The organism is Actinoallomurus sp. NPDC050550, assembly GCF_040655075.1.
Lineage (GTDB): Bacteria > Actinomycetota > Actinomycetes > Streptosporangiales > Streptosporangiaceae > Actinoallomurus.
The window spans coordinates 18,739-42,317 of record NZ_JBFAJC010000082.1 but is presented as its reverse complement, the minus strand read 5'-3'; the positions used below and the strand labels follow the sequence as shown (position 1 = coordinate 42,317).

Here is a 23,579-nt window from a genome sequence, read left to right as displayed (position 1 = left end):
TGCCGCCCAGTGTGTACCGCCAGGAGGCAGCGGACGCGACGGCGGGGATGCCCTCGTGTGTGGCCAAGCAGGTGACCCGGCCGGTCAGGAATCGACAAGCGCCGCTCGCCGAGCCGCAGCCGGCCTGACCCTCAGGAGCACTCGCCCACGCCGCCACGCGCCCGGCCGCCGTACGGGTGACCGTTGGCTACCTTTCTTCGTATGTCATCGAATGGTGCGTCCTCGCCGTCCCGGGGGTATGCGAAGGGCCGTGCTCGTCGCCGGGAGATCCTCCTCGCCGCGCTGAACGCGTTCGCCGAGCAAGGCTTCCGAGCCACGTCGATGCGGGAGATCGCGGAGATGGTCGGGCTGAGCCAGGCCGGCCTGCTGCACCACTTCTCGTCAAAGGACGAGCTGCTGGAAGAGGTGTTGCGGCTACGGGACGAGGAGCAGGAGACGTTCAACGAGCGGTTCGGGCGCCACGACGGCCTGAACGCGGTCCGGTACCTGATCGACCTGGTCGAGCTGAACGCCCGCCAGGTCGAACTGGTCCGGCTGTACACGGTGCTGGCCGGGGAGTCGGTGGGGGCTGGGCACCCGGCGCGACCGTACTTCCTCCAGCGGTACACCACGATTCGCGAACGCGTCGCGAGCCGTCTGCGGGACGCCCGCGACGCCGGGGAGATCCGGGCCGACGTCGACCTGCCGGCCGTGGCCTCGGTGCTCATCGCGGCAATGGACGGCCTGCAGATCCAGTGGCTGCACGACCCGGACGCGGTGGACATGAGGACGGCGTTCGCGGACTTCCTGGAGGCCTACCTGCGCGGACTGGCGCCGGAGCCGCAGATGTAACGAAGCGGTAACAAACTATTCACTTGATTGGTTTTCTCTGCCTACACTCCATCGCACCCACCTGACGTGGGCGGATGTGGCGCCGGCGACGGCGCAGGAAGGCAGGGCCACTCATGGAGTTCGGCTCGACAGGCCGGGAATTCTCCCGGCGGGCCGCGCTGCTCGGCATGGCCGGGCTCGGCGCGGCCGGTGTCGCCGGATGCCGGCTGGCGGTGGACGAGGCCCGCGGCGCCGTGGGCGGCGGTCCCCGGCGCGGCGGCACCCTCGTCATGGGCGTGAACATCGACGCCAAACCCGCAGCCGTGCAGTCGCAGGGTCCCATCAGCATCGCCTGGCGCGGCCTCGTGTTCGAGCCGCTGACGTCGTACGACTCCGCGGGCGTGCCACAGCCTGTGCTGGCCCGGTCGTGGGAGCTCGCCGACGGCGGCCGTACGGTCACCATGCACCTCCGCGACGATGTCCGGTTCCACTCCGGACGGCCGATGACCGCGCAGGACGTGATCTTCTCCCTGCGCCGGACCACGCAGCCGGCGGCGCAGTCGCAGGTCAAGCCGATCGCCCTGCTCATCGACGATATGAGCGCGCCGGACCCCCACACGGTGCGGCTGCGGCTGAAGCGGCCGGCGGTCAACCTGTTCGACCTCTTCCAGTACGCGATGATCGTGGACAGCGAGAGCGCGGCGGGCATCGCGAGCGGCCGGGCGATGATCGGCACCGGCCCGTTCGTGTGGAGGTCGTGGACGCCGGGGTCGCAGCTCACGCTGGTGCGCAACCCCGCGTACCGGGTGCCCGGGCGGCCGTACCTCGACCGCGTCGAGCAGCCGGTGTTCACGGACCCGACGGCGCTGGTGACCGCGGTGCGCGGCGGGCGCGCCCACGTCGTGTTCGGCATCACGCCGCTGGACGCCAGAGGGCTGTCGAAGGACGAGCGATTCCACGTCAACCGGGGGATCTCGCTCGCGTACGTCTTCGGCCTGAACACCTCGACCCCGCCGTTCAACGACCCGCAGGTCCGGCGGGCGGTCGCGTACGCGATCGACCGCGAGCGCATCGTCAAGCAGGTCTTCGCCGGCTACGGCGACACGAGCAGCCTGTGGTGGAGCCGCAAGGAGCCGGGCTGGGACGCCGCGCAGGCCGCTGAGTACCGCTACGACCCGGCCCGCGCGAAGGCGATGCTCCGCCAGGCCGGGGTGGCGGGGACCCAGGTGACCATCGACGTGATCAACACCCTGGGGGTGATGAGCACGGCGCAGATCGTCCGCTACGACCTGGAGGCGGCGGGCCTGCGGGTGGCGACCAAGGTGTACGAGAACGTGGACTTCAGCAGTCGCCTGGTCAAGGGGGCACTGGGGCAGGCGTACCTGAACAGCATCGGCATGGCGGACATGTCGGCGGCCACCATCGTCAGCGCCAGCCCGATGCTCACCCCCGGCCACAACCCGTCCCACTTCACCACGCCCGAGTACGGCGCCGCGGTCAACGCCGCGCTCACCGCCTCGGCCGCCGACCGCCCGGCGGCCGTAAGACGGCTCGCCGCCTACATGCAGGACCAGGCGTTCATCCACTCGCTCGGCATGTCGAACTCGATCAGCGTGCAGTCCCAGCGCGTCCGCGGGCTCCGGTTCGACGTCGTGGGCAGCTTCCTCCTCGACAGCGCTTACCTGGTGTGATCATGACTAGATTCCTGGTGCGCCGGCTCCCCTCGGCCCTGCTGGTGCTGTTCGCCACCTCGATCCTCGCGTTCGTCCTTCCCCGGCTGGCACCGGGGGACCCGGCGGTGGCCGCCGCCGGTCCCGACGCCAGTGCGGCCGACATCGCCGCCATCCGCCGGGACCTCGGCCTCAACCGGCCGCTCGTCGAGCAGTACTTCCACTGGATGGGCGGCATCTTCACCGGTGACTTCGGGCGGTCGTACGCCACCGGCAGGCCGGTGACCGAGCTCATGGGCAGCAGGCTGGGCAGCACCGTTCAGCTCGCCGTGCTGGCGGCGGTGTTCATGGTCGTGATCGGCATGGCGCTCGGGGTGGCCGCGGGTTCGGCCCGGCGCCGCTTCGCCAAGAGCGTGCTCGACGTGGCGTGTTCCGTGCTGCTCGCGGTGCCGCCGTTCCTCACCGGCCTGCTTCTCGTACTGCTGCTCGGCGTGGCCTGGACCGTGCTGCCGGTGAGCGGCGAGGTGTCGGTGTTCACCGATCCGGAGATCGGCGTGCAGTACCTGCTGCTGCCCGCCTTCGCGCTGGCCCTGCCGCAGGCCGCGCAGATCGCCCGGTTGCTGCAGAGCGCGATGTGGCAGTCGAGGTCGGAGGAGTTCGTGCAGACCGCGATCGCCAAGGGCGCCTCGCCCACCCGGGTGACGTTGCGGCACGTGCTTCGCAACTCGATGGCGAGCGCGCTGGTGAGCCTCGGGATGCGGATCGGCGAGCTGCTCGGCGGAGCCATCGTCATCGAGGCCATCTTCGCCCGCAGCGGCCTCGGCGCACTGGCCGTGACCAGCGTCAACCAGCGCGACTACCTGGTGCTGCAGGCGATGATCCTGTTCGCGGTGGCCATCGCGGTGATCTTCCAGCTGCTCACCGAAATCGCACTGTCCGTGCTCGATCCCCGAATCCGGTTGGAAGGGGCGACCGCATGACGACGACCATTCAGGCGGCACCACCGGTCGCCCAGGAGACGGTACGGGAGGGCTGGCGGCGCTACCTCGCCGGGGTGCGCAGGCCGCGGGGCGCGTTCGCGCTGAGCCTGCTGGCCGTGCTCGTGCTGGCGGCCCTGCTCATACCGCTCTTCTCGAACGGCTACGACCAGCAGTCCTCCGACACCTTCCTGTCCCCGTCGTGGGGGCACCCGTTCGGCACGGACGAACTCGGCCGGGACGTGTTCACCCGAACCCTGTACGGCCTCCGCTCCGACCTCGTCCTGCTGTTCATCGGGGTGCCGGTCAGCATGGTGCTGGGCACTCTGCTCGGCGTCCTCGGCGCCGTGTCCCGGACGGCCGGGCTGTTCATGCAGCGGGTGTTCGACATCATCATCGGGTTCCCCAGCCTGATCCTCGGCATCGTGATCGTGCTGATCATGCAGCCCGGCCTCTGGGCACTGCTGGTCACCATCGTGATCTACGGCCTGCCCGGGTTCGGGCGCCTGGCGCGGGCGGCGATGCTGGCGCAGGAACGCCGCGAGTACGTGCAGGCCGCGCGGGTGCTCGGGATCTCGCGGCGGAAGGTGCTGGTCCGGCACATCCTGCCGAACTCCATCGACGCGATCATCGTGCACGCCGCGATCTCGATGGTGACCGCGGTCTTCCTGGAGACCGGGCTGTCGATCGTCGGCCTCGGCATCCAGCCGCCGCAGCCCTCGCTCGGCATGCTGCTCAACACCGGGGTCCGGTTCCTGTCGCTGGCACCGATGTACGTGCTCGGGCCGACCCTGGTCCTCATCCTGCTGGCCCTGTCGTTCAGCCTGCTCTCCGATGCCCTCAACGAGGCGGTGACGCGGAATTGACTTCTCCCCTTCCTGAACGGAGGGGATTCTGACCATCGCTGGTCAGGCTTCCTGCTTCACCGCCGACCGCCCCGTCCGGGAGGACTCCCGTTGAGGTCTTACACCAGCTCCACAGGCAGACACCGCCAGCCCGGCGGCCAGAATGTTCGTCGCCGCATTCACGTCGCGGTCATGCACGGTGCCGCAGTCGCAGCGCCATTCCCTCACGTTGAGAGGCATCTGCGCCGCGACGGTGCCGCAGGCCGAGCACAGCTTCGAGCTGGGGAACCAGCGGTCGACCACGACGAGTTCGCGCCCGTACCAGGCGCATTTGTACTCCAGCATGAACCGCAGTTCCGTCCAGGCCGCATCCGAGACGGCGCGGGCGAGCTTGCGGTTCTTCAGCAGATTGCGGACGGTGAGGTCCTCGATCACGACCGTTTGGTTCTCACGGACGAGCCGAGTAGTGAGCTTATGGAGGAAGTCCCGGCGTCGGTCGGCGATGCGGGCGTGCACGCGGGCCACGCGTCGGCGGGCCGCCTCCCGGTTCGCCGAACCCTTCGCCTTGCGCGACAGGGCACGCTGCGCCTTGACAAGTCGGGCACGGTCACGGCGCTCATGCTGGGGGTTGATGATCTTCTCGCCGGTGGAGAGGGTCGCCAGGGAGGTTATGCCCGCGTCGATGCCGATGGTGTTCGTCGTGGCCGGAGCCGAAGCGATCGTGTCCTCGCACAGCAGGGAGACGAACCAGCGCCCCGCGCCATCGTGGGAGACGGTCACCGTGGAGGGCTCCGCCCCTTCGGGCAGGGGGCGCGACCAGCGAATGTCCAGCGGTTCGCCCATCTTCGCCAATCTCAGGCGGCCCTCACGCCACGTGAAACCGGAGCGGGTGTACTCGGCCGAGGATCGGGATTTTTTCCGGCTCTTGAAACGCGGATAATTCGCGCGTTTGGCGAAGAAGTTCGCGAACGCCGTTTGCAGGTGGCGCAATGTCTGCTGGAGCGGGACACTCGACACCTCGGACAGGAAGGCCAGTTCCTCGGACTTCTTCCAGGCCGTCAGCGCGGCAGACGACTGGACGTAGGAGACGCGGCGCTGCTCGCCGTGCCAAGCGCGCGTGCGTTCCTCAAGCGCTTTGTTGTAGACGAGGCGGACACATCCGAACGTGCGGGACAGCTCCGCTGCCTGCTCGTCCGTCGGATAGAAGCGGTACTTGAAAGCCCGCTTGACCTGCCGCGCCACGCCTCACTTTTTACCAGTTCCCGTGTCGACAGGGCATGCCGATTCGCCCTGACGGCGGATCGCATTGCCTGCCCTGTTCCGCAGGGTCCGTTTCATCCCCGTCTGAAGGCGGGGGTATCCATGAAGGAGCCGCGATGACCGAGGCCGTACTGGAAACCGAGGACTTGCGGGTCCGGTTCGGATCGGCCGTCGCCGTGGACGGGGTGTCGCTGCGGGTGGACCGTGGCCGGATCGTCGCCCTGGTCGGCGAGTCCGGTTCCGGCAAGTCGGTCACCGCCCGCGCGATCATGCGGATGGTGCCCGAGCCCGGCCGGATCACCGGCGGGACGGTGCGGTTCGAGGGACGGGACCTGCTCACCCTGCGCGAACGTGAGATGCGGTCGATCCGGGGCCAGCGGATCGCGATGGCCTTCCAGGACCCGCACGCGTCGCTGAACCCGGTCGCCACCGTCGGCGCCCAGGTCGCCGAGGCGCTCATCGTGCACGGCACGCCGCACCGAAGGGCCCGGAAGCGCGCCGTGGAGCTCCTCGATCTCGTCGGCATTCCCGACGCCGAACGCCGGGCCGGGGAGTACCCGCACCAGTTCTCCGGCGGCATGCGGCAGCGGGTGGTCATCGCGATGGCGCTGGCCCATGAGCCGGCGCTGCTCGTCGCCGACGAGCCCACCACGGCGCTGGACGTGACGGTCCAGGCGCAGATCCTGCGGCTGCTGGCCGAGCTGCGCGACCGGATCGGGGTCGCGGTGCTGCTGATCACCCACGACATGGGCGTGGTCGCCGAGCTGTGCGACGAGCTCGCGGTGATGTACGGCGGCCGCATCGTCGAGACCGGGACGGTCGCCGACGTGTTCGCCGCCCCGGCCCACCCGTACACGCGTGACCTGCTGCGGGCGATGCCCCGGCTGGACGACGTCGCCGGACGGCGCCTGTTCGCGATCCCGGGGCAGCCGCCCGACCCGGCGACGCTGCCGCCGGGCTGCGCCTTTCATCCGCGCTGCGCCCGCGCCGAGGACACCTGCCGTACCACGCGGCCTGCCCTCACGTCCCTGGACGGCGGACGCGCGGCTGCGTGCTGGTTCCCCGTGACCGAGAGCCCGGCCGCCGCCGAGCCCACGGAAGCGACCGAGCGGGCCGTCGCCGCCGACCGGCCGCCGGTCCTGGAGATCGACGGCCTGCGCGTGAACGTTGGTGGCCGGCGCGGCCCGGTGTACGCCGTCGACGGTGTGAGCCTGCGGGTACGCGTCGGCGAGACGGTCGGGCTGGTGGGGGAGTCCGGATGCGGGAAGTCCACCCTCGCCCGTACCGCGGTGGGCATCAACCGGCCCGCCGCCGGCACCATCACGATCCAGGGGCAGGGTCCGGGCGCGGCCTCCCATCGCGCGCTGCAGTACGTGTTCCAAGATCCCTACGCGTCCCTCAACCCGCGCCGCACCGTCCGGCAGGTGCTCGACGAGGCCCTGGAGGTACGCGGCGTGCCGCCCGCCGAGCGCCGGGAGCAGTCGGTGAAGCTGCTGGAGCTGGTCGGGCTGGCCGAACGGCACCTCGACCGGTTCCCGCACGCCTTCTCCGGAGGCCAGCGGCAGCGCATCGCCGTCGCCCGCGCGCTCGCGGTCGAGCCGGCCGGCCTGATCCTCGACGAGCCCGTCTCGGCCCTGGACGTCTCGATCCAGGCGCAGATCATGAACCTGCTGGCCGACCTGCGCGACCGGCTCGGCCTGGGCTACCTCTTCATCGCGCACGACCTGGCGGTGGTGCGCAACATCAGCGACCGGGTCGCGGTGATGTACCTCGGCAAGATCGTGGAGACCGGGCCGGCCGAGCGGCTGTACCGCGAGCCGCTGCATCCGTACACGGTGTCCCTGCTGTCGTCCTCTCCCTCGGTGGAGGCGCCCAGGGAGAGGATCGTGCTCACCGGTGACCTGCCCAGCCCGAAGAACCCTCCCTCGGGCTGCCGGTTCCGGACGCGCTGCCCGATCGGCCCGCTGGCCCATCCCGACCGCACGATCTGCGTGGAGAAGGCCCCGGAGCTGCCGCAGGGCGCGGACGACCGGCACGGGGCGGCCTGCCACTTCCCGGGCGAAATGCACAAGAAGCTTCTCGCGGAAGGAGCCCTGGCCGGATGACCGATCGCCCGGACATCGTGCTGATCCTCGCCGACGACCTCGGCTACTCCGACCTCGGGTGCTACGGCGGCGAGATCGAGACGCCCAACCTCGACGCGCTCGCCCGCGACGGCGTGCGCATGACCCACCTCACGACGACCGCCCGGTGCAGCCCGTCGCGGGCCTCGCTGCTGACGGGCCTGCACCCGCACCAGACCGGGATCGGCGTGCTGAACGGCGACGACGGACCGGGCGGCTACCCGGGAAGCCTCAATGACCGGTGCCTGACCGTGGCCGAGGTACTCGGGGCGGCCGGATACGCCACGTGTATGAGCGGCAAGTGGCACCTTGCTCATTCAATGGACGAACCGTCGCACGCGTGGCCCACCCGGAGGGGGTTCCAGCGCTTCTACGGCACTCCGGGCGGGGGCGGAAACTACTTCGCGCCGTTCCGGCTCACCCGGGGCGAGGAGGACGTCTCGGAAGAGGCGCGCACCGACCCGGACTTCTACTACACCGACGCCATCACCGACGCCGCGGTCGATTTCGTCCAGACGACGCCTCGGGAACGGCCGCTGTTCTGTTACGTGGCCTACACCGCGCCGCACTTCCCCCTGCAGGCGCGGGAGAGCGACATCCAGCGCTGCGCCGGCCGGTACCGCGAGGGCTGGGACGTGGTGCGGGCGCGCCGCGTGGCGAAGATGCGCGACCTGGGGATCCTCCCCGAGCACGTCGCGCCGAGCGCGCGGGATCCGGAGGTCCCGGTGTGGGAGGACGTCGAGCATCCCGAGTGGGAACAGCGGCGGATGGAGGTCTACGCCGCGCAGGTCGAGTGCATGGACCGCGGGATCGGCCGGATCGTCGAGTCGCTGCGCGCCACGGGAAGGCTGGAGAACACTCTGCTGGTCTTCCTGTCCGACAACGGCGGCTGCGCCGAGGAGTTCCCGGTCGGCCTCGGAAGCGAGTACGCCGCGCGCGGGTTCAAGGCCGTGCCCGCCGCCACCAGTGACGGCCGTGAGATCTACGTGGGAAGCCGGCCGGACCGCATGCCGGGCGGCGAGGACGTCTACATGATGTACGGGCGGGGCTGGGCGAACGTCTCGAACACGCCGTTCCGCATGTTCAAGCGGTGGGCACACGAAGGGGGCATCGCCGACCCGTTCATCGCGCACTGGCCGCGCGGCCTTGGCGAGCGCGCCGGAACGATCGTCCACACGCCGCACTACCTGCCCGACTTCATGCCGACGGTGCTCGAGGTGACCGGGGCCGCCTATCCCGAGGACTTCCCCGGCCGGTCACCTCTCCCGCTTGAGGGACACAGCATGCTCGGCTCCTGGCGCGGCACGCCGGATCCGGGGGAGCGGTACCAGTTCTACGAGCACATCGGCAACGCCGCCGTACGCCGCGGGAGATGGAAGCTCGTCCGCGAATACCCCGGTGACTGGGAGCTGTACGACCTCGACGCGGACCCGGTCGAATGCGCCGACGTCGCCGCCGACCACCCGGACCTGGTCCGCGAGCTCGCCTACGCGTGGGCCGAGTGGTCGCATCGCTGCGGAGTCGTGCCACGGGAACGGATCCTCGAGCTCACGCGCTGGGGCATCGCCGCCCGCGTCTGACACTCACTACGGAAAGGAACTCGATGCTGGACGCCCTTGTCGCCGAGCTCGATCTGGAACAGAAGGTAAGGCTGCTCACCGGGGGGACCTTCTGGGGCACACACGCCGAGCCGGCGGTGGGGCTCCGCTCGATGCTCATGTCCGACGGCCCGTCCGGGGTACGCGGTGAGCACTGGGACGAACGCGACCCGTCGTTGAACCTGCCGTCGGCCTCGGCGATGGCGGCCACCTGGGACGTCGCCTTCGCGGAGCGGTACGGTGCGGTGCTGGCCGCGCAGGCGCGCGCCAAGGGCGTGCACGCCGTGCTCGGGCCCACGATCAACCTGCACCGCAGCCCGCTCGGCGGCCGGCACTTCGAGTGCTTCTCCGAGGACCCGCTGCTGTCCGGCGCGCTGGCCGTCGGGTTCGTGCGTGGAGTCCAGCGGTACGGCGTCGCCGCGGTGCCCAAGCACTTCGTGGCCAACGAGTCCGAGACCGACCGGTACACCGCCGACGTACGTGCGGACGAGCGCACACTCCGCGAGGTCTACCTGGCGCCGTTCGAGATGGCGGTGCGCGACGGCGGGGCCTGGGCGGTCATGTCGGCCTACAACTCGGTCAACGGCGCCACGATGAGCGAGAACGACCTGCTGCGCGACCCGCTGTCGGCCGAGTGGGGCCTCGCCGGCCCGGTGGTCTCGGACTGGACGGCCGTGCACAGCACGGAGGCCAGCGCGCTCGCCGGACAGGATCTGGTGATGCCCGGCCCGGACGGTCCGTGGGGCGCCGCGCTGGTCGAGGCGGTACGAGCCGGCCGCGTGCCGGAGGCGGTCATCGACGAGAAGGTACGCCGCATCCTGTGGCTGGCCGCCAAGGTCGGTGCGCTGGGCGAAGAGATCGTCGCCCCGACGACACCGCCCCCGGACGACGGGTTCGCGCGAGAGGCCGCCGCGGCCGGCATGGTGCTGGTGCGCAACCAGGGCGAACTGCCCTGGCCTTCGGCGGGCCCGCGGTCGATCGCGGTGATCGGGCAGGCGGCCGAGGTCGCGCGCACCCAGGGCGGCGGCAGCGCCCGGGTGGTGCCGCTCGCGGTCGTGCCGCCGCTGCACGGCCTGCGGGAGGCGCTTCCCGAGGCCGAGATCCGGTACGAGGGGGGCGCGGTCATCACCGACGGCCCCCTGCCGCTGCCCCCGCACGCGCTGACCAACCCGGTCACCGGCGAGCCCGGCGTACGAGCCCGGTTCCTCGACACGGACGGCAACGAGGTGTCCGCCGAGGACCGCATCTCCACCGACCTGCTCTGGTTCGGCGGCGGCCCCGCGGAGGCGACCACGCTGGAGCTCAGCACGCGGTATCGGCCGGAGACGACCGGGCGCACGCACATCGGCGTCGCCTCCGTGGGCCGCAGTACCGTCTTCGTCGACGATGCCGTCGCGCTGGAGGCCGACCTGACCGACCCGGACGCGATCCTCGGGGCGGGCCTGTTCGCCCCGCCGTCGACGTCGGCGCCCGTGCACCTCACGGCGGACCGGCCGGTCCTGCTCCGCGTCGTGCACGATCTGACCTCGCGAGCCGGCGGCCGTACCTCGTCGGTGTCGCTGTCGTTCGGCCTCGAGGTGCGAGCGGACGACGAGGACGCCGAGATCGCCCGGGCCGCCGAGGCCGCGCGTACGGCCGAGGTCGCGGTGGTGGTCGTGGGCACCACCGCCCGGGTCGAGAGCGAGGGCGTCGACCGTACCTCCCTGGCGCTGCCGGGTCGCCAGGACGAGCTCGTACGCGCGGTCGCCGCCGCCAACCCGCGGACCGTGGTGGTGGTCAACGCCGGCGCTCCGGTGCTGATGCCATGGCGGGACGAGGTCGCGGCGATTCTGCTCGCCTGGTTCCCCGGGCAGGACTTCGGGCACGCGCTCGCGGACGTCCTCCTCGGCGTCGCCGAACCCGGTGGCCGGCTGCCCACCACGTGGCCCGCCGCCGAGGCCGACGTACCCGTGCTGTCCACCCGTCCCGTGGACGGCGCGCTCGACTACGCCGAGGGCGTGCACGTCGGTCATCGAGGCTGGCTGCGGGCCGGCCGCGAGCCCGCGTATCCCTTCGGCCACGGCCTGGGCTACACGACCTGGCGCTTCGACGATCTCGTGGTGCCCGAGTCGGTCGACGCGGGCGCGGCGCTGCCGGTGACCGTGCGGGTCACCAACACCGGGGCCCGTCCCGGTAGGCAGGTGGTGCAGGTCTACCTCTCCCGGCCGGAGACCGAGATCGACCGGCCGGTGCGCTGGCTGGCGGGGTTCGCCGTGGTAGGGGCCGAGGCGGGGGAGACCATCGAGGTGAACGTCGAGGTCGGCGCGCGTGCGCTGGCGCACTGGGACGGCGCATGGCGGTACGAGCCCGGCGCGTTCCTGGTGCACGCCGGGGCCTCGAGCGCGGATCTGCCGCTGACGGGAAAGGTGGAGGCGAAGTGAAGATCATCTACGTGGACGTCGACACCCTGCGTCCCGACCACACCGAGCCGTACGGCTACCGGCGTCCGATCACGCCGAACCTCGCCGCCCTGGCCGAGCGCAGCGTCCGGTTCGACCGCTACTACTGCTCCGACTCACCGTGCCTGCCCTCGCGCACGGCGTTGACGTGCGGGCAGTTCGGCATCACCAGCGGCGTCGTCGGCCACGCGGGCGAGGCCGCGCGGTTCCGGCTCGACAGCGGACACCGGCCCGAGCCGGGCCGCCCGCTGCTCGGCCAGGTGCTGACGCGGGCCGGCTACCTCACGGCGGCGGTGTCGTCGTTCGCCGAGCGGCACCGCGCGTACTTCTTCCAGGGGAACTTTCGCGAGAACATCCAGGCCACGCCGGACATCGGCGACGAACCCGCCGAGCTCATCACCGACACCGCGGTGGACTGGATCTCCCGGCACCGCGACGACGACTTCTACCTGCACATCACGTACTGGGATCCGCACACCGACTACCTGCAGGCGCCCGAGTGGACGGAGCGCGCCGCCGGCAGCGGCCCAGCCCCGGACTGGCCGGACCAGGAGGCCATCGACCGCCACGCCGAGGTCTACGGCCCCCGCACCGCCCTGGACCTGCACTACGTGGGCGGCCCGCGGTCCTCGCAGGTGCCGCACAACATGCCGGACGAGATCCGCACCCGCGCCGACTTCGAGCATCTGATCAACGGCTACGACGGCGCGATCCTGTACTGGGACCACCACTTCGGCCGGCTGTTGGCGGCGCTCGAGTCGATGGGCCTGACCGAGGAGACCGCGATCGTCGTCAGCGCCGACCACGGGGAGGCGTTCGGCGAGCTCGGCTCGTACGGTGAGCACGCCTTCGCGAGTGAACCGGTGCACCGGCTGCCGATGATCGTCCACTGGCCGGGCGTCACCGAGGGCGGCAGCGACGAATCGCTGCTGTACAACATCGACTACGCGCCGACGATCTGCGAGCTGCTCGGCATCCCGGTTCCGGAGAAGTGGCAGGGCCGGTCGTTCGCCGCGGCACTGCGCGGCGAGCGGCCCGAGCAGCGTGAGTACCTCGTGCTCGGGCACGGCGCGCACACCTTCCAGCGGTCGGTGCGGACCCGTGACCACCTCTACATCCGCACCTACCACCCCGGCTCGCTCCGCGCCGAATGGGAGTCGCTGTTCGACGTGACCGGCGACCCGCACCTCGAACACAACCTCGTCGACAAGGAACCGGAGCTGCTCGCGCAAATGCGCTCCCACCTGCTCGAATGGTGGCACCGGTACGCCGCGACACCGGGCGCGCTGCCGGACCCGATGCAGATCTCGCTGCAGGCCGGGCCGACGCTCTACGCCAAGCCGGAGGAGTACGCCGCGCACCTGCGGGCCACCGGCCGGGCCGAGCTCGCCGACGACCTCGAGGCGCGCCTGCACCCGGACAACGGCGCCGTCGACGTCTCCTGGCACGCGCAGGCGCCGCTGCCGACGCTGCGGGTGCCCGACCGGAAGAAGGCGAAATGAGCGCCGGGCGGCCGAACGTCGTCGTCTTCGTGCCCGACCAGCTGCGGGCCGACGCGGTGGGCGCCTTCGGCAACCCGCACGTCCGGACCCCGAACATCGACCGCCTCGCCGCCCGCGGCGCCCGCTGCACCAACGCGTTCGTGCAGCATCCGGTCTGCTCGCCGAGCCGCGCGTCGTTCCTCACCGGCTGGTACCCGCACGTGTCCGGCCATCGCACGCTCACCAACCTGCTGCGCGCGGACGAGCCGAACTTCCTCAAGACCTTCCGGGACAACGGCTACCACGTCACCTGGGTGGGGGAGCGCGGCGACACCTTCGCGCCCGGTGGGACCGAGGCCAGCGTCGACGAGTACGGCTTCTCCGTCGAGCCGACCGGCATGCGCTGGGCGAAGGACATCGAGTACGAGAACGACCTCGCGGCGCGCACCTTCTACGCTGGGCGGGCCGAGGACGCCGTCGACTTCGACGAGGCCGCGATCCGGACCGCCGAGGCCTGGCTGGCCGGCGCGCCACGGGAGCCGTGGCTGCTGTTCGTCCCGCTGCTCGCGCCACATGTACCGTTCAAGGCGGCGGAGCCCTGGTTCTCGATGTACGACCGCGACGCGATGCCGGACCCGGTGGCCCCTGCCGACGGATCCGAGCCGTGCTTCCACCAGCCCCTACGCGACGCGTACGGCCTCGAACGCGCGACGCCGGAGCACTGGCGGGAGATCACCGCGACGTACTACGGCATGGTGTCCCGGATGGACGCCCACCTCGGCCGCGTCCTGGACGCGGTCGAGCGGGCCGGGCACGCCGACGACACGATCACGGCCTTCTTCGCCGACCACGGTGAATACCTCGGCGACTACGGCCTCGTCGAGAAGTGGCCGACCTCGATGAGCGCGAACATCACCCGGGATCCGCTGATCCTGGCCGGGCCGGGGATACCCGCCGGCGAGGTGGTCGAGGACATGGTCGAGCTGATCGACGTGTTCCCGACCCTGCTCGACCTGTGCGAGGTGCCCGACGACACGCACCGGCACTTCGGCCGGAGCCTCGTTCCCCGGCTGCGGGGCGAGGGCGTGCCGCACCGCGAGTACGCCTTCACCGAGGGCGGTTTCACGCTCGAAGAGGAGGCGCAGCTGGAGCGTCCCGGCTTCCCGTACGACCGCAAGGGCGACCTGCAGCACGCGGAGCCGCGGCTCGTCGGCAAGGCGACCGCCATCCGGGACCGCTCGTGGACCTACGTTCACCGGCTGTACGACCCGCCGGAGCTCTACGACCGGATCGCCGACCCGGACGAGCGGATCAACCTCGCCGGGCGGCCGGAGTTCGCGCAGGTCGAGGAACGGATGCGGGGCGAGCTGCTGCGCCGGCTCATCGAGACGGCCGACGTCGTGCCGTTCGCCCCGGACCCTCGCCGGCCGAAGGTCGACCTGCCCACGCCTGGGGCGGAACGATGACGGCTAGTGTCCGGAAGGGAGTGGAAGGAGCCCTTATGGACCACTGTTGTGCCCCGTCCCGGACCGGTGGTGGACCCGCGCCCGTCCCCACCGTGTCCGGTGGCGGAGGCGATCTCGGCGAGTTGATCGTGCTGCCGGGTGGAACGTTCCGCATGGGCACCGACGACAAGGACGGGTTCCCCGAAGACCATGAGGGGCCGGTCCGTGAGGTGACCGTGGCGCCGTTCGCGATCGATCCGTACTGCGTGTCCAACGCCCGGTTCGCCGAGTTCGTCGAGGCGACCGGGTATCGCACGGACGCCGAACGGTTCGGCTGGAGCTACGTGTTCGCCAAGTTCCTGCCCGGCCGGGTGCGCAAGACCGCGCCCCGGCCGCCGCAGACCCCCTGGTGGTGTGGTGTGTCCGGCGCGTACTGGCGGCATCCGGAAGGCCCGGACACCGACCTGGACGACCGGTGGGACCACCCCGTGGTCCACATCTCCTGGCGCGACGCGAGCGCCTTCTGCCAGTGGGCGGGTGGACGGCTGCCCACCGAGGCCGAATGGGAGTACGCCGCGCGCGGCGGGCTCGACCAGGCCCGCTACCCCTGGGGGGACGAACTCACCCCGGGCGGCGAACACCGCTGCAACATCTGGCAGGGCCGCTTCCCCGTGCACAACACCGCCGAGGACGGCTACGCGGGCACCGCACCGGTGGACGCGTTCCAGCCCAACGGGTACGGGCTCTACAACACCTCGGGCAACGTGTGGGAGTGGTGCGCCGACCCGTTCGCCGAAGGCATGTCGGAACGGTCCATGCGGGGCGGCTCGTACCTCTGCCACGAGTCGTACTGCAACCGCTACCGCGTCGCCGCCCGCACCGCCAACACACCCGACAGCTCCGGCGGCAACCTCGGTTTCCGCTGCGCCGCCGACGTCCAGCTCTAAAGGAGGGCGAGAACCATGAAGGCGATCATGGTGATGTTCGACAGCCTGAACCGCCAGATGCTCCCGCCCTATGGCGCCGACTGGGTGCACGCGCCGAACTTCAGCCGCCTGGCCGAGCGGACGGCGATGTTCGACAACTGCTACGCCGGGAGCATGCCGTGCATGCCTGCCCGCCGTGAGCTGCACACCGGACGGTACAACTTCCTGCACCGCAGCTGGGGGCCGCTGGAGCCGTTCGACGACTCCGTGCCCGAGATCCTCGGCGAAAACGGGGTGTACAGCCATCTGGTCACCGATCACCAGCACTACTGGGAGGACGGCGGCGGCACCTATCACAACCGGTTCAGCACCTATGAGTTCTTCCGCGGTCAGGAAGGCGATCGCTGGAAGGGCCACGTCGCCGACCCCGAGCTGCCTCCGATGCTCAAGCGCAGGATGCTCGGATACGTCCGCCAGGACTGGATCAACCGCCAGTACCTCGCCGACGAGGTCGACCATCCGCAGACCCGCACCTTCGACGCGGGGCTGGAGTTCATCCGCACCAACCACGGCGACGACGACTGGTTCCTGCAGATCGAGACCTTCGACCCGCACGAGCCGTTCTTCAGCTATGAACGGCACAAGAAGCACTACCCGCACGACTACGACGGCCCGCTGTTCGACTGGCCCGACTACCAGCAGGTGCTGGAGTCGCCCGAACAGGTGCAGCACCTGCGGTACGAGTACACCGCGCTGCTGTCCATGTGCGACCACTCGCTCGGCCGCGTGCTGGACACTATGGACGAGCTCGGGCTCTGGGACGACACGCTGCTGATCGTGTGCACCGACCACGGGTTCCTGCTCGGCGAGCACGGCTGGTGGGGCAAGAACGTCGCCCCGTGGTTCGACGAGACCATCCATACGCCCCTGTTTATCTGGGATCCCCGCAGCGGGGTCCGGGGCGAACGACGCGAGTCCCTGGTGCAGACGATCGACCTCGCGCCGACGTTGCTGGAGTTCTTCGGCCTGAATCCGCCACCGGGCATGCAGGGCGTACCGCTGCGTGAAACGGTCGCGGCGGACACGCCGGTACGCGAGGTGGGGCTGTTCGGCGCGTTCGGCGGCCACGTCAGCGTCACCGACGGTCGGTACGTCTACATGCGATCGTGCGCCGCACCGGACAACCGGCCGCTCGTGGAGCACACCCTGATGCCCACCCACATGCGAGGCCGCTTCCGCCCGGAGGAGCTCCGCGGCGCCGAACTGGCCGGACCACTGCCGTTCACCAAGGGCGTGCCGGTGCTCAAGACCACGGGGCATGCCATGGCCAACCCGTACGCCTTCGGCACCCTGCTGTTCGACCTGACCGAGGACCCGGACCAGGAGCACCCGCTCGCCGACGACGAGCTCGAACTCCGCATGGCCGGCCTGCTCATGGAGCAGCTGCGAGCGAGCGACGCGCCCCCCGAACAGTACGAGCGCCTCGGCCTCCCCGAGAGTGGCCCGGTCACCCCGGACCATCTCCTGGTGCGCGCCCAGTGGGAGCAGGTGCGGACCAGCCGGCAGGGCCCGGCCCGCGCGGAGGAGTTCGCCTGTCCCGACGGCCTCGAGATCCCGCTGAGGCGACTGTTCGCCGACGAGGACTCGGCCGCGGTCCTGCGCCGTCACGTGCCGGACCTGGTCGACGGCCCGCTCGTCGGCATCGCCGGTCACCTGACCCTGCTGCAGATCGCCGCGTTCGCCATCGGCCTGCTTCCCCGCGACCGCCTGCACGCCATCGCCGACGAACTCGCGGGTCTTCGTTGAAACTCGCGATCATCCGCAGGCGTCCTCGCCGCCGACGCCGTGGCCAGGCACGCGTCTCGCGGGTCGGCCGCGGACCTGGCCGCGTGGCTGACCGGGCGCTCCGCCAAGGCGCCCACGCTCGGTCCCTGGCTTTGACCTTGGGAAGTGGCGGGTTTCGGGTGGTCGACCTGCGGCTTCTCCCCCTAAGCTTCGCAAATGGCCAGGTACTTCGACGTGCATCCGGACAACCCGCAACCCCGGGTGCTCCGCCAGGTGGTCGACATCCTCCGCGCGGACGGGCTGATCGTGTATCCGACCGATTCGTGCTTCGCGCTCGGGTGCCGTCTGGGCAACAAGGAGGGCATCGACCGGATCAGAGAGATCCGCCGCCTCGACAGCGGCCACCACTTCACCCTGGTCTGTAAGGACTTCGCGCAACTCGGCCAGTTCGTCCAGGTCAGCAACGCGCTGTTCCGCTCGATCAAGGCGGCGACTCCCGGGAGCTACACCTTCATCCTGCCGGCGACGAAGGAGGTGCCGCGGCGGCTGCTGCACCCCAAGAAGAAGACCGTCGGCGTCCGGATCCCCGATCACGCCGTCACCCAGGCCTTGCTGGCCGAACTCGGCGAGCCGCTGCTGTCGAGCACCCTGCTCCTGCCCGACGAGGCCGAACCGATGACGCAGGGGTGGGACATCAAGGAGAGACTCGACCATGCGGTGGACGCCGTCATCGACTCCGGCGAGTGCGGCGCCGTGCCGACGACGGTGATCGATTTCTCCCAGGACGAGCCCGAGATCGTCCGCCGAGGCGCGGGAGACCCGTCCCTCTTCGAGTAGCGCGGTGATCAGGTCTGACCTCAACGTCGACTTTTATGCCCGGTCCGCTCGGAGCAGGGCCGCACGGCGTGACGAACATGGTGTGACCGGCGGCCGGGCGCGCGACGGAGGCGTGCCCGGCCGCGTTCCGTCATACGGGTGTCCGGGTCCGGCGGAGAGATGTCACTTGCTGGGTTCGGGGGTCTTGCAGGAGATCTTGGGGTTCACACCCACGTAGTTGAGGGGGCCCGCGATGATCGTGACGAGGAGCGTGCCCGCCTGGGAGCAGTTCTTCGGCCCGCTGCTGTAGTAGTGCCGTTGCCCGGCGGCGATGGCACCGATGATGAGCCACAGGATGATCACGGCCGTGGTGATTCTCATCGTTACTCCAACGACTACGTCGGCCGCGATCGGCACCGATGGGAATCGGGCTCGACCACGTGTCGACGGATGGCGAATGGACGCCGGGCTTGTACCCAAATATTGGTCAAGTAGGGCTGTCCCGCCGCTGCGCTCGACTTTTACGCGGTGCGGGAGAAACGGCGGGCGGCCTGGGTCAGGGCGATGAGGCCGACGAGGGCGATGACCGCCAGTTCCGCGACGACCGGGGGATGCCAGGGGAGGGTGGCGGGAATGGCGGTGTGGGCGGGCAGGTACGCCTGGATCGTGCGGCGCAGTACGTCGGTCATGTAGAGGAGCGGGTTGATGATCATCAGGGTGACGAGCCAGCCGGGCGCCCGGGTGGTGGGGAACAACATGCCGGACAGGAAGGTCATCGGGAGCACGATGGCGCCGGCCGTGGCGTAGAAGGTGTCTCTGTCGGTGATGGTGACGGCGAGCAGCGCGGTGAGTGCCGTCAGGACCAGGGACAGCACGGCCATTTCGAAGATCAGGGTGGCGAGCAGGAGCGGGTTGTAGGGGATTCCGGCGACGGGCGCGAGGGCGAGGACGGCCGTGCCCTGGCCGATGGCGATGGTGGCGGCGCCAAGGCATTTGCCGATCAGCAGGGTGGTGCGGTGGACGGGGGCGACGAGCATCTCGCGCAGGAAGCCGCCCTCGCGGTCGCGGACGATGGAGCCGGCGGAGCCGACGGCCGCGATCTGGACGGCCAGGAGCAGGACGCCGGGGAACAGGAACGTTCGGTAGTCGCTGCGGCCGGTATGGGAGACGAGGCTGCTCAGCCCGGTGCCGATGATGAGCAGATACAGCATCGGTTGTAGCAGGGTGAGCGCCAGGTGGCCGCGATTGCGGACGTATCGGGTTATTTCGCGCCGCCAGAGGGCGAGGGCGGCGCGTAGTTCGGTGACCGGCGACCAGCCGGCGTCGTTGGCGGCGTGGTCGCCGGTCGCTGTGGGTGCGATGCGCGACAGCATCAGCAGTCCGCCCTGGTGATGGCGTGGCCGGTGTAGTGCAGAAAGACGTCGTCAAGGCTGGGGTGGGTGACCTCGATGGAGGCGATGGGGACGTCCAGGGCGGCGCAGAGGCGGGGGACGGCGGTGCCGGCGTCGGGCAGGTGCAGGTGCAGCCCGTCGGCTCGCAGGGCGGCGGTCAGGCCCAGATCGCGCGCCAGCGCGGCTTGGGCGACCGTGTCGTCGCTGGTGCGCAGGTGGACGTGGTCGGTGCTGAGGGTCGCCTTGAGGGCGGTGGGGGTGTCGCAGACGACGATGCGGCCGTGATCGATGATCGCCATCCGGTCGCAGTGTTCGGCCTCTTCCAGGTAGTGCGTCGTCAGGAAGATCGTGATCGGTTCCTGCCGGCGCAGGTGGCGAAGGTGGTCCCACACGCGGGTACGCGCATGCGGGTCGAGGCCGAGGGTGGGCTCGTCGAGGAAAAGTACGCGGGGCCGGTGCAGCAGGCCGCGGGCGATCTCCAGGCGGCGTGTCATCCCGCCGGAGAAGGTGGCCAGGCGGGTCCGGCGGTGCGCGGCCAGCCCGACCAGGTCCAGCATCTCGGAGATGCGGGCCCGTGCGGTCAGGCGAGGCATGCCGTACAGGGTGGCGTGGATACCCAGGTTCTCCTCGGCGGTCAGGTCGTCGTCGACCGTGGACTCCTGGAAGACCACTCCGATCCGGCGGCGCACGGCTGCCGGGTGAGTGCTCACGTCCGCGCCCGCGACCAGGGCGAACCCGGCGGTCGGGCGGGCCATGGTGGTCAGCATCGCGATGGTGGTCGACTTGCCCGCGCCGTTGGGCCCGAGGAAGGCGAACATCTCCCCGGTCCGGACGGTCAGGTCCACGCCGTCCACCGCGGTCAGGTCGCCGTAGACCTTGGTCAGTCCCCGGGTGACGATCGCCTCCTGCGCCGGTGTCATGGAGGTGCGGCGGTCGTCGGCGGGACGGTGATGGTGGGGGTGTGGTAGCCCGGCGGGTAGGGCTCGTCGATCGGATGGCCGTCGGCCTCGACCCAGGCGTGCGCGAAGAAGGGATAGAGGCGGACGCCGGTGCGCCACGTGGGCCAGGTGCCACGCAGACGGCACAGCAGGGCGGTGGCGATGGAGCGGGGCAGGCAGCCTTCGCCGGCGCAGGACAGGCTCACCGCGATGACGGCGTCACGGGCCGCCTTGGCCTGGGCGGCGGTGGCCGGACGGGCGCCGCGCCGGGCCACGGCGAGTACGGCGCGGATGCGGGCGGGAGGCCGGCGGGCGATCACGTGGGCGGCGGCGACCGCGAGCAGGGCGGCGGGGCGGTGCCGCCAGGGCAGCCGAGGCCGCCTTTCGTGGACGTACGAGACGCTCATCGCCGCTCCAGAAGCCCGGCGCGGGTCAGGTGGGCGATCAGCTCGCCGGTGTCGGTGTCCGCGCGGGCGGCGGCGTCGGGACAGGCGGCCGCCAGGCGTTCGGCGGCCTCGGCCTGGGTCGCCCCCTCCAGCAGCCCCGCGACGATCAGATGGGCGGTGGGATTGAGGTGGTAGTAGCGGCCGGTGCGTTCGTCGAGCAGCACCGCCCCGTTCTGCCCGCCGTCATCGCCCGGCTCGGGGTCGACAGGGGTGAGAGTGACGTGGTCAGGTAGGCGCATCTTCACGGACCGGTCCTCCTTTCCGCCGGCCGGCGGTCGAGCCGGTGCCCGTGTTCTCGGCGCCGGCGGATTGGGCGCGCAGCCAGTTCTCGACGGCGACGAAGGTGATGAGGGGAAGCGCCGGGCGCCCGGTCTCGGCAGGGGTACCGGCACAGACGTCGCGGAGGGCCGCGGGGTCGGCCAGGCCGTACTCGGCCAGAAGCGAGCCGTCGGCCAGGGCGAGCACCTCGTCGCGGTGCGCGCGCAGGCCCTCGTAGAAATCGGCGGAAAAGTCGGCCTTGGTGGTGCGTGTCAGACATTCGGGCGGCATGTACGGGCGCATGGCGGCCACGGTGAGGGCCTTGTAGACGCCGGGGACGACGCGATGGTCCAGCCTGACCGCCAACGCCGCGCTCATGACGTGGTCGTCCAGGAAGGGGACGTGCGTGGCGGCACCGATCCGGCCGGTGAGGTCCTGCAAGGCGGCGTAGGCCGGTGCCGTCCTGAGCACGTTGGAGATGATCTGGTGCTGGGCGCGCTCGGTCGCGTAAGGACGAGCGTCGCGGGCGATCACCCGTAGCCGTCGCGCGACCGCGTCGACCGCGGCCGGGGCGGCCCAGGCGGGCAGCCGCAGCGGCAGCTCCCAGCCGAAGTCCGGGTGGTGCGCCGGCGGCTCTGGCGCGGTCAGCAGCTGGATCTGGTCGGCCAGCCACTCCGCGTAGGTACGACGGTCGGCCAGCGCGTGGAGACACGACCGGAAGGGCCAGCGCTCCCGGGCGCGGCCGGCGCGCAGGCGCGGCCAGAGCGCGGCGGGCCGGGTGCGGGCGAGATCGTGCAGATGACAGTGCGGAACGACGGTGAGCTCGTCCCCGCCGTGACCGGTCAGGTGGACGCGGGCACCGTGTGCGGCCAAGAGGGCGGCCGTGCCGGTCTTGCACGCCAGGGGGTGCAGCGGGAACATCGGCTCGTCCAGGCCGAGCACCGGAGTCGCCACATCGGCGAACCAGCCGGCTGGCTCACCCGGCCGGGTTCTCACATGCTCGCCGCTCAGATGCCGCAGGGCGCGCCGGGCCCATGCGGCGTCGTCATGGGCGGGGTCGCCGACCCCTCTGGCGAAGGTGACCAGTCGGCCGTCACGGCGGCGTACGGCGGCATCGGCCAGAAAACTCAGCGGGGTCGAATCCAGCCCACCGGACAGGTCACAGGCCACCACCATTCCCGGGCCGACCCGTGCGTTCACGGCCTCTTCCAGGGCGGCGGCGAACGCCGGTGCTCCCCGGCTGAGCGGCACCTGTGGCTGAGGCGGGGCCCACCAGGCCCTCAGCCGAACCCCGCCCGGGTCGAGGTGGGCGGCACTGCCCGGCGGGACCGCGCTCACCCCTTCCCACAGTGGCGTGGCCAGGGGAGCGGGGACCAGGCCCAGGAGCCGGACGGCCAGTGCCTCCACGTCGACACGCGCACCTTTCAGCGCGGCGAGCACGCTCGCGCGGTCGCCGGCCACGACCGTGCCGTCCAGGCGAGTGAAGAAGACCCGCCGCAGGCCCGAGGCGGTGCCCTGCACCCGCACCCGGTCGCCCACGACGGCGACCAGATGGAAGCTGCCGGGCAGGCGCGCGGCGACCACGTCGGCGTCTTCGAGGCGGTCGATCCGCGCCGCCAGGTTCTCCAGCCGGGTGGCGGTGACCGGCGTGTCGCCGATCACCGCCAGCCGGACCCCGCCTACCTGGGCGCGGACCACGGCGCGGTTCACACCGCCGGGTGAGGCGGCCACCAGGCACGGCCGACGGGACGCATAGTCCAGAACCGTCGCGCCTCCCAGCAGCCGCCTCACGCCGGCGCCCGCAGCGCTGTCGGGCAGCACCACGAACCAGGTGACAGCGGCATCCATCAACTGCGGCCGCCGTAGTCATCCATGCCGCTCGCGTAGCCGCCGCGTGTCACGACATCGAACAGACCGAGTTCGGTCACCCGCGGGGGCTCATACGCCGTTAGCTCCGTAATGCGGTCCATGAATGTTCCCCTCCTTTCGTTCGTCCCATCGTTTGTGCGCCCGTCGTCCTACCCATAAGCCGTGGACATCAACGTTTAGTAGGGTAAAGGTTACGGTTGGTAAATAAAGTGGATAATCTGTATATAATTTGATTTACGGCGCAATTTTCCGCCAAGTGGCAGAGCGGCCCATTGCCGCCCGCGTGGCCACGATCGGTCCGAGTGAACACCGAGATCGCGCGTCGGGGTCTTGACCCCGGCTTCCGTCTGCTCCTAGTCTCCGGCTACAAACATCGGATGTATCAGGTGGTGTGGAGGTCGAACCATGCGTTGAGCCGTCGGCCTCCGGCACCCGTCCCCGCGACGACATCGACGTGACCGCTACTGCACCGTGCCGCCCCACTGCCTCATCGGCGCCGGCCG

Annotated in this window: 20 protein-coding genes and 1 pseudogene; 13 read left to right on the top strand and 8 right to left on the bottom strand. The window is 70.7% G+C overall.

Annotated features, from left to right (window positions below; translation table 11 throughout):
* The 5 genes and pseudogenes from AB0I04_RS51360 to AB0I04_RS51340 all read left to right on the top strand — a co-directional run.
* Positions 1–128, top strand: a pseudogene (locus tag AB0I04_RS51360) (AraC family transcriptional regulator); the annotation flags it as partial.
* 73 nt (positions 129–201) lie between these two features.
* Positions 202–831: a TetR/AcrR family transcriptional regulator gene (locus AB0I04_RS51355; RefSeq protein WP_360902980.1), complete on the top strand. Its 630-nt coding sequence runs from the start codon at positions 202–204 to the stop codon at positions 829–831.
* Between the two features lie 113 nt (positions 832–944).
* Positions 945–2,501, top strand: a complete 1,557-nt coding sequence (locus AB0I04_RS51350) for an ABC transporter substrate-binding protein (RefSeq protein WP_360902977.1) — start codon at positions 945–947, stop codon at positions 2,499–2,501.
* A gap of 2 nt (positions 2,502–2,503) precedes the next feature.
* Entirely contained in the window at positions 2,504–3,460 is a 957-nt protein-coding gene (locus AB0I04_RS51345) for an ABC transporter permease (protein WP_360902974.1), read from the top strand.
* Complete coding sequence (locus AB0I04_RS51340; RefSeq protein ID WP_360902971.1) at positions 3,457–4,323, top strand: ABC transporter permease; 867 nt, start codon at positions 3,457–3,459, stop codon at positions 4,321–4,323. The genes AB0I04_RS51345 and AB0I04_RS51340 overlap by 4 nt, the downstream gene beginning before the upstream one ends.
* Positions 4,324–4,365: 42 nt before the next feature.
* Here AB0I04_RS51340 and AB0I04_RS51335 read toward each other — a convergent pair whose 3' ends face one another.
* On the bottom strand, positions 4,366–5,544 hold the full coding sequence (locus AB0I04_RS51335) for an RNA-guided endonuclease TnpB family protein (protein WP_360902968.1): 1,179 nt from the start codon (positions 5,542–5,544) through the stop codon (positions 4,366–4,368).
* A gap of 134 nt (positions 5,545–5,678) precedes the next feature.
* Between AB0I04_RS51335 and AB0I04_RS51330 the strand changes: the two genes are divergently transcribed.
* From AB0I04_RS51330 to AB0I04_RS51295, 8 genes are all read left to right on the top strand, one after another.
* Complete coding sequence (locus AB0I04_RS51330; protein ID WP_360902965.1) at positions 5,679–7,667, top strand: ABC transporter ATP-binding protein; 1,989 nt, start codon at positions 5,679–5,681, stop codon at positions 7,665–7,667.
* Complete coding sequence (locus tag AB0I04_RS51325) at positions 7,664–9,265, top strand: arylsulfatase (protein WP_360902962.1); 1,602 nt, start codon at positions 7,664–7,666, stop codon at positions 9,263–9,265. The genes AB0I04_RS51330 and AB0I04_RS51325 overlap by 4 nt, the downstream gene beginning before the upstream one ends.
* 23 nt (positions 9,266–9,288) lie before the next feature.
* The gene (locus AB0I04_RS51320) at positions 9,289–11,703 is read left to right on the top strand and encodes a glycoside hydrolase family 3 C-terminal domain-containing protein (protein ID WP_360902959.1); all 2,415 of its coding nucleotides are present in this window, start codon (positions 9,289–9,291) and stop codon (positions 11,701–11,703) included.
* Positions 11,700–13,223 (top strand): sulfatase, encoded by a 1,524-nt coding sequence (locus tag AB0I04_RS51315; protein ID WP_360902956.1) that lies wholly within the window; start codon positions 11,700–11,702, stop codon positions 13,221–13,223. Before AB0I04_RS51320 ends, AB0I04_RS51315 begins: the two co-directional genes overlap by 4 nt.
* Entirely contained in the window at positions 13,220–14,668 is a 1,449-nt protein-coding gene (locus tag AB0I04_RS51310) for a sulfatase-like hydrolase/transferase (RefSeq protein WP_360902953.1), read from the top strand. The genes AB0I04_RS51315 and AB0I04_RS51310 overlap by 4 nt, the downstream gene beginning before the upstream one ends.
* A 35-nt stretch (positions 14,669–14,703) precedes the next feature.
* Positions 14,704–15,594 carry a formylglycine-generating enzyme family protein gene (locus tag AB0I04_RS51305; protein ID WP_360902950.1) on the top strand — a complete coding sequence of 297 codons (891 nt, stop codon included), beginning with the start codon at positions 14,704–14,706 and terminating at the stop codon, positions 15,592–15,594.
* Between the two features lie 15 nt (positions 15,595–15,609).
* Positions 15,610–17,379 (top strand): sulfatase, encoded by a 1,770-nt coding sequence (locus tag AB0I04_RS51300; RefSeq protein ID WP_360902947.1) that lies wholly within the window; start codon positions 15,610–15,612, stop codon positions 17,377–17,379.
* A 195-nt stretch (positions 17,380–17,574) separates the two neighbouring features.
* Complete coding sequence (locus AB0I04_RS51295; RefSeq protein ID WP_360902944.1) at positions 17,575–18,195, top strand: L-threonylcarbamoyladenylate synthase; 621 nt, start codon at positions 17,575–17,577, stop codon at positions 18,193–18,195.
* Positions 18,196–18,357: 162 nt separating this feature from the next.
* On the opposite strand, the gene AB0I04_RS51290 is transcribed toward AB0I04_RS51295, so the two are convergent.
* From AB0I04_RS51290 to AB0I04_RS51260, 7 genes are all read right to left on the bottom strand, one after another.
* Positions 18,358–18,555 carry a hypothetical protein gene (locus AB0I04_RS51290; protein ID WP_360902941.1) on the bottom strand — a complete coding sequence of 66 codons (198 nt, stop codon included), beginning with the start codon at positions 18,553–18,555 and terminating at the stop codon, positions 18,358–18,360.
* A 140-nt stretch (positions 18,556–18,695) separates the two neighbouring features.
* Entirely contained in the window at positions 18,696–19,547 is an 852-nt protein-coding gene (locus AB0I04_RS51285; protein ID WP_360902938.1) for an ABC transporter permease, read from the bottom strand.
* Complete coding sequence (locus AB0I04_RS51280; RefSeq protein ID WP_360902935.1) at positions 19,547–20,485, bottom strand: ATP-binding cassette domain-containing protein; 939 nt, start codon at positions 20,483–20,485, stop codon at positions 19,547–19,549. The genes AB0I04_RS51285 and AB0I04_RS51280 overlap by 1 nt, the downstream gene beginning before the upstream one ends.
* Positions 20,482–20,910, bottom strand: a complete 429-nt coding sequence (locus AB0I04_RS51275) for a lasso peptide biosynthesis B2 protein (protein ID WP_360902932.1) — start codon at positions 20,908–20,910, stop codon at positions 20,482–20,484. The genes AB0I04_RS51280 and AB0I04_RS51275 overlap by 4 nt, the downstream gene beginning before the upstream one ends.
* Entirely contained in the window at positions 20,907–21,188 is a 282-nt protein-coding gene (locus AB0I04_RS51270; RefSeq protein WP_360902986.1) for a lasso peptide biosynthesis PqqD family chaperone, read from the bottom strand. Before AB0I04_RS51270 ends, AB0I04_RS51275 begins: the two co-directional genes overlap by 4 nt.
* Positions 21,175–23,055, bottom strand: coding sequence for an asparagine synthase-related protein (locus tag AB0I04_RS51265; protein WP_360902983.1), 1,881 nt, complete (start codon positions 23,053–23,055; stop codon positions 21,175–21,177). The genes AB0I04_RS51270 and AB0I04_RS51265 overlap by 14 nt, the downstream gene beginning before the upstream one ends.
* The gene (locus AB0I04_RS51260; RefSeq protein ID WP_360902929.1) at positions 23,055–23,177 is read right to left on the bottom strand and encodes a lasso RiPP family leader peptide-containing protein; all 123 of its coding nucleotides are present in this window, start codon (positions 23,175–23,177) and stop codon (positions 23,055–23,057) included. Before AB0I04_RS51260 ends, AB0I04_RS51265 begins: the two co-directional genes overlap by 1 nt.
* Positions 23,178–23,579 lie beyond the last annotated feature (402 nt).

Coding starts and splice junctions, on each gene's coding strand:
- AB0I04_RS51300 (WP_360902947.1), top strand. CDS start 15,610: ATGAAGGCGATCATGGTGATGTTCGACAGCCTGAACCGCCAGATGCTC.
- AB0I04_RS51260 (WP_360902929.1), bottom strand. CDS start 23,177: ATGGACCGCATTACGGAGCTAACGGCGTATGAGCCCCCGCGGGTGACC.
- AB0I04_RS51340 (WP_360902971.1), top strand. CDS start 3,457: ATGACGACGACCATTCAGGCGGCACCACCGGTCGCCCAGGAGACGGTA.
- AB0I04_RS51305 (WP_360902950.1), top strand. CDS start 14,704: ATGGACCACTGTTGTGCCCCGTCCCGGACCGGTGGTGGACCCGCGCCC.
- AB0I04_RS51355 (WP_360902980.1), top strand. CDS start 202: ATGTCATCGAATGGTGCGTCCTCGCCGTCCCGGGGGTATGCGAAGGGC.
- AB0I04_RS51290 (WP_360902941.1), bottom strand. CDS start 18,555: ATGAGAATCACCACGGCCGTGATCATCCTGTGGCTCATCATCGGTGCC.
- AB0I04_RS51345 (WP_360902974.1), top strand. CDS start 2,504: ATGACTAGATTCCTGGTGCGCCGGCTCCCCTCGGCCCTGCTGGTGCTG.
- AB0I04_RS51275 (WP_360902932.1), bottom strand. CDS start 20,910: ATGAGCGTCTCGTACGTCCACGAAAGGCGGCCTCGGCTGCCCTGGCGG.
- AB0I04_RS51350 (WP_360902977.1), top strand. CDS start 945: ATGGAGTTCGGCTCGACAGGCCGGGAATTCTCCCGGCGGGCCGCGCTG.
- AB0I04_RS51310 (WP_360902953.1), top strand. CDS start 13,220: ATGAGCGCCGGGCGGCCGAACGTCGTCGTCTTCGTGCCCGACCAGCTG.
- AB0I04_RS51320 (WP_360902959.1), top strand. CDS start 9,289: ATGCTGGACGCCCTTGTCGCCGAGCTCGATCTGGAACAGAAGGTAAGG.
- AB0I04_RS51270 (WP_360902986.1), bottom strand. CDS start 21,188: ATGCGCCTACCTGACCACGTCACTCTCACCCCTGTCGACCCCGAGCCG.
- AB0I04_RS51295 (WP_360902944.1), top strand. CDS start 17,575: ATGGCCAGGTACTTCGACGTGCATCCGGACAACCCGCAACCCCGGGTG.
- AB0I04_RS51285 (WP_360902938.1), bottom strand. CDS start 19,547: ATGCTGTCGCGCATCGCACCCACAGCGACCGGCGACCACGCCGCCAAC.
- AB0I04_RS51330 (WP_360902965.1), top strand. CDS start 5,679: ATGACCGAGGCCGTACTGGAAACCGAGGACTTGCGGGTCCGGTTCGGA.
- AB0I04_RS51265 (WP_360902983.1), bottom strand. CDS start 23,055: ATGGATGCCGCTGTCACCTGGTTCGTGGTGCTGCCCGACAGCGCTGCG.
- AB0I04_RS51325 (WP_360902962.1), top strand. CDS start 7,664: ATGACCGATCGCCCGGACATCGTGCTGATCCTCGCCGACGACCTCGGC.
- AB0I04_RS51280 (WP_360902935.1), bottom strand. CDS start 20,485: ATGACACCGGCGCAGGAGGCGATCGTCACCCGGGGACTGACCAAGGTC.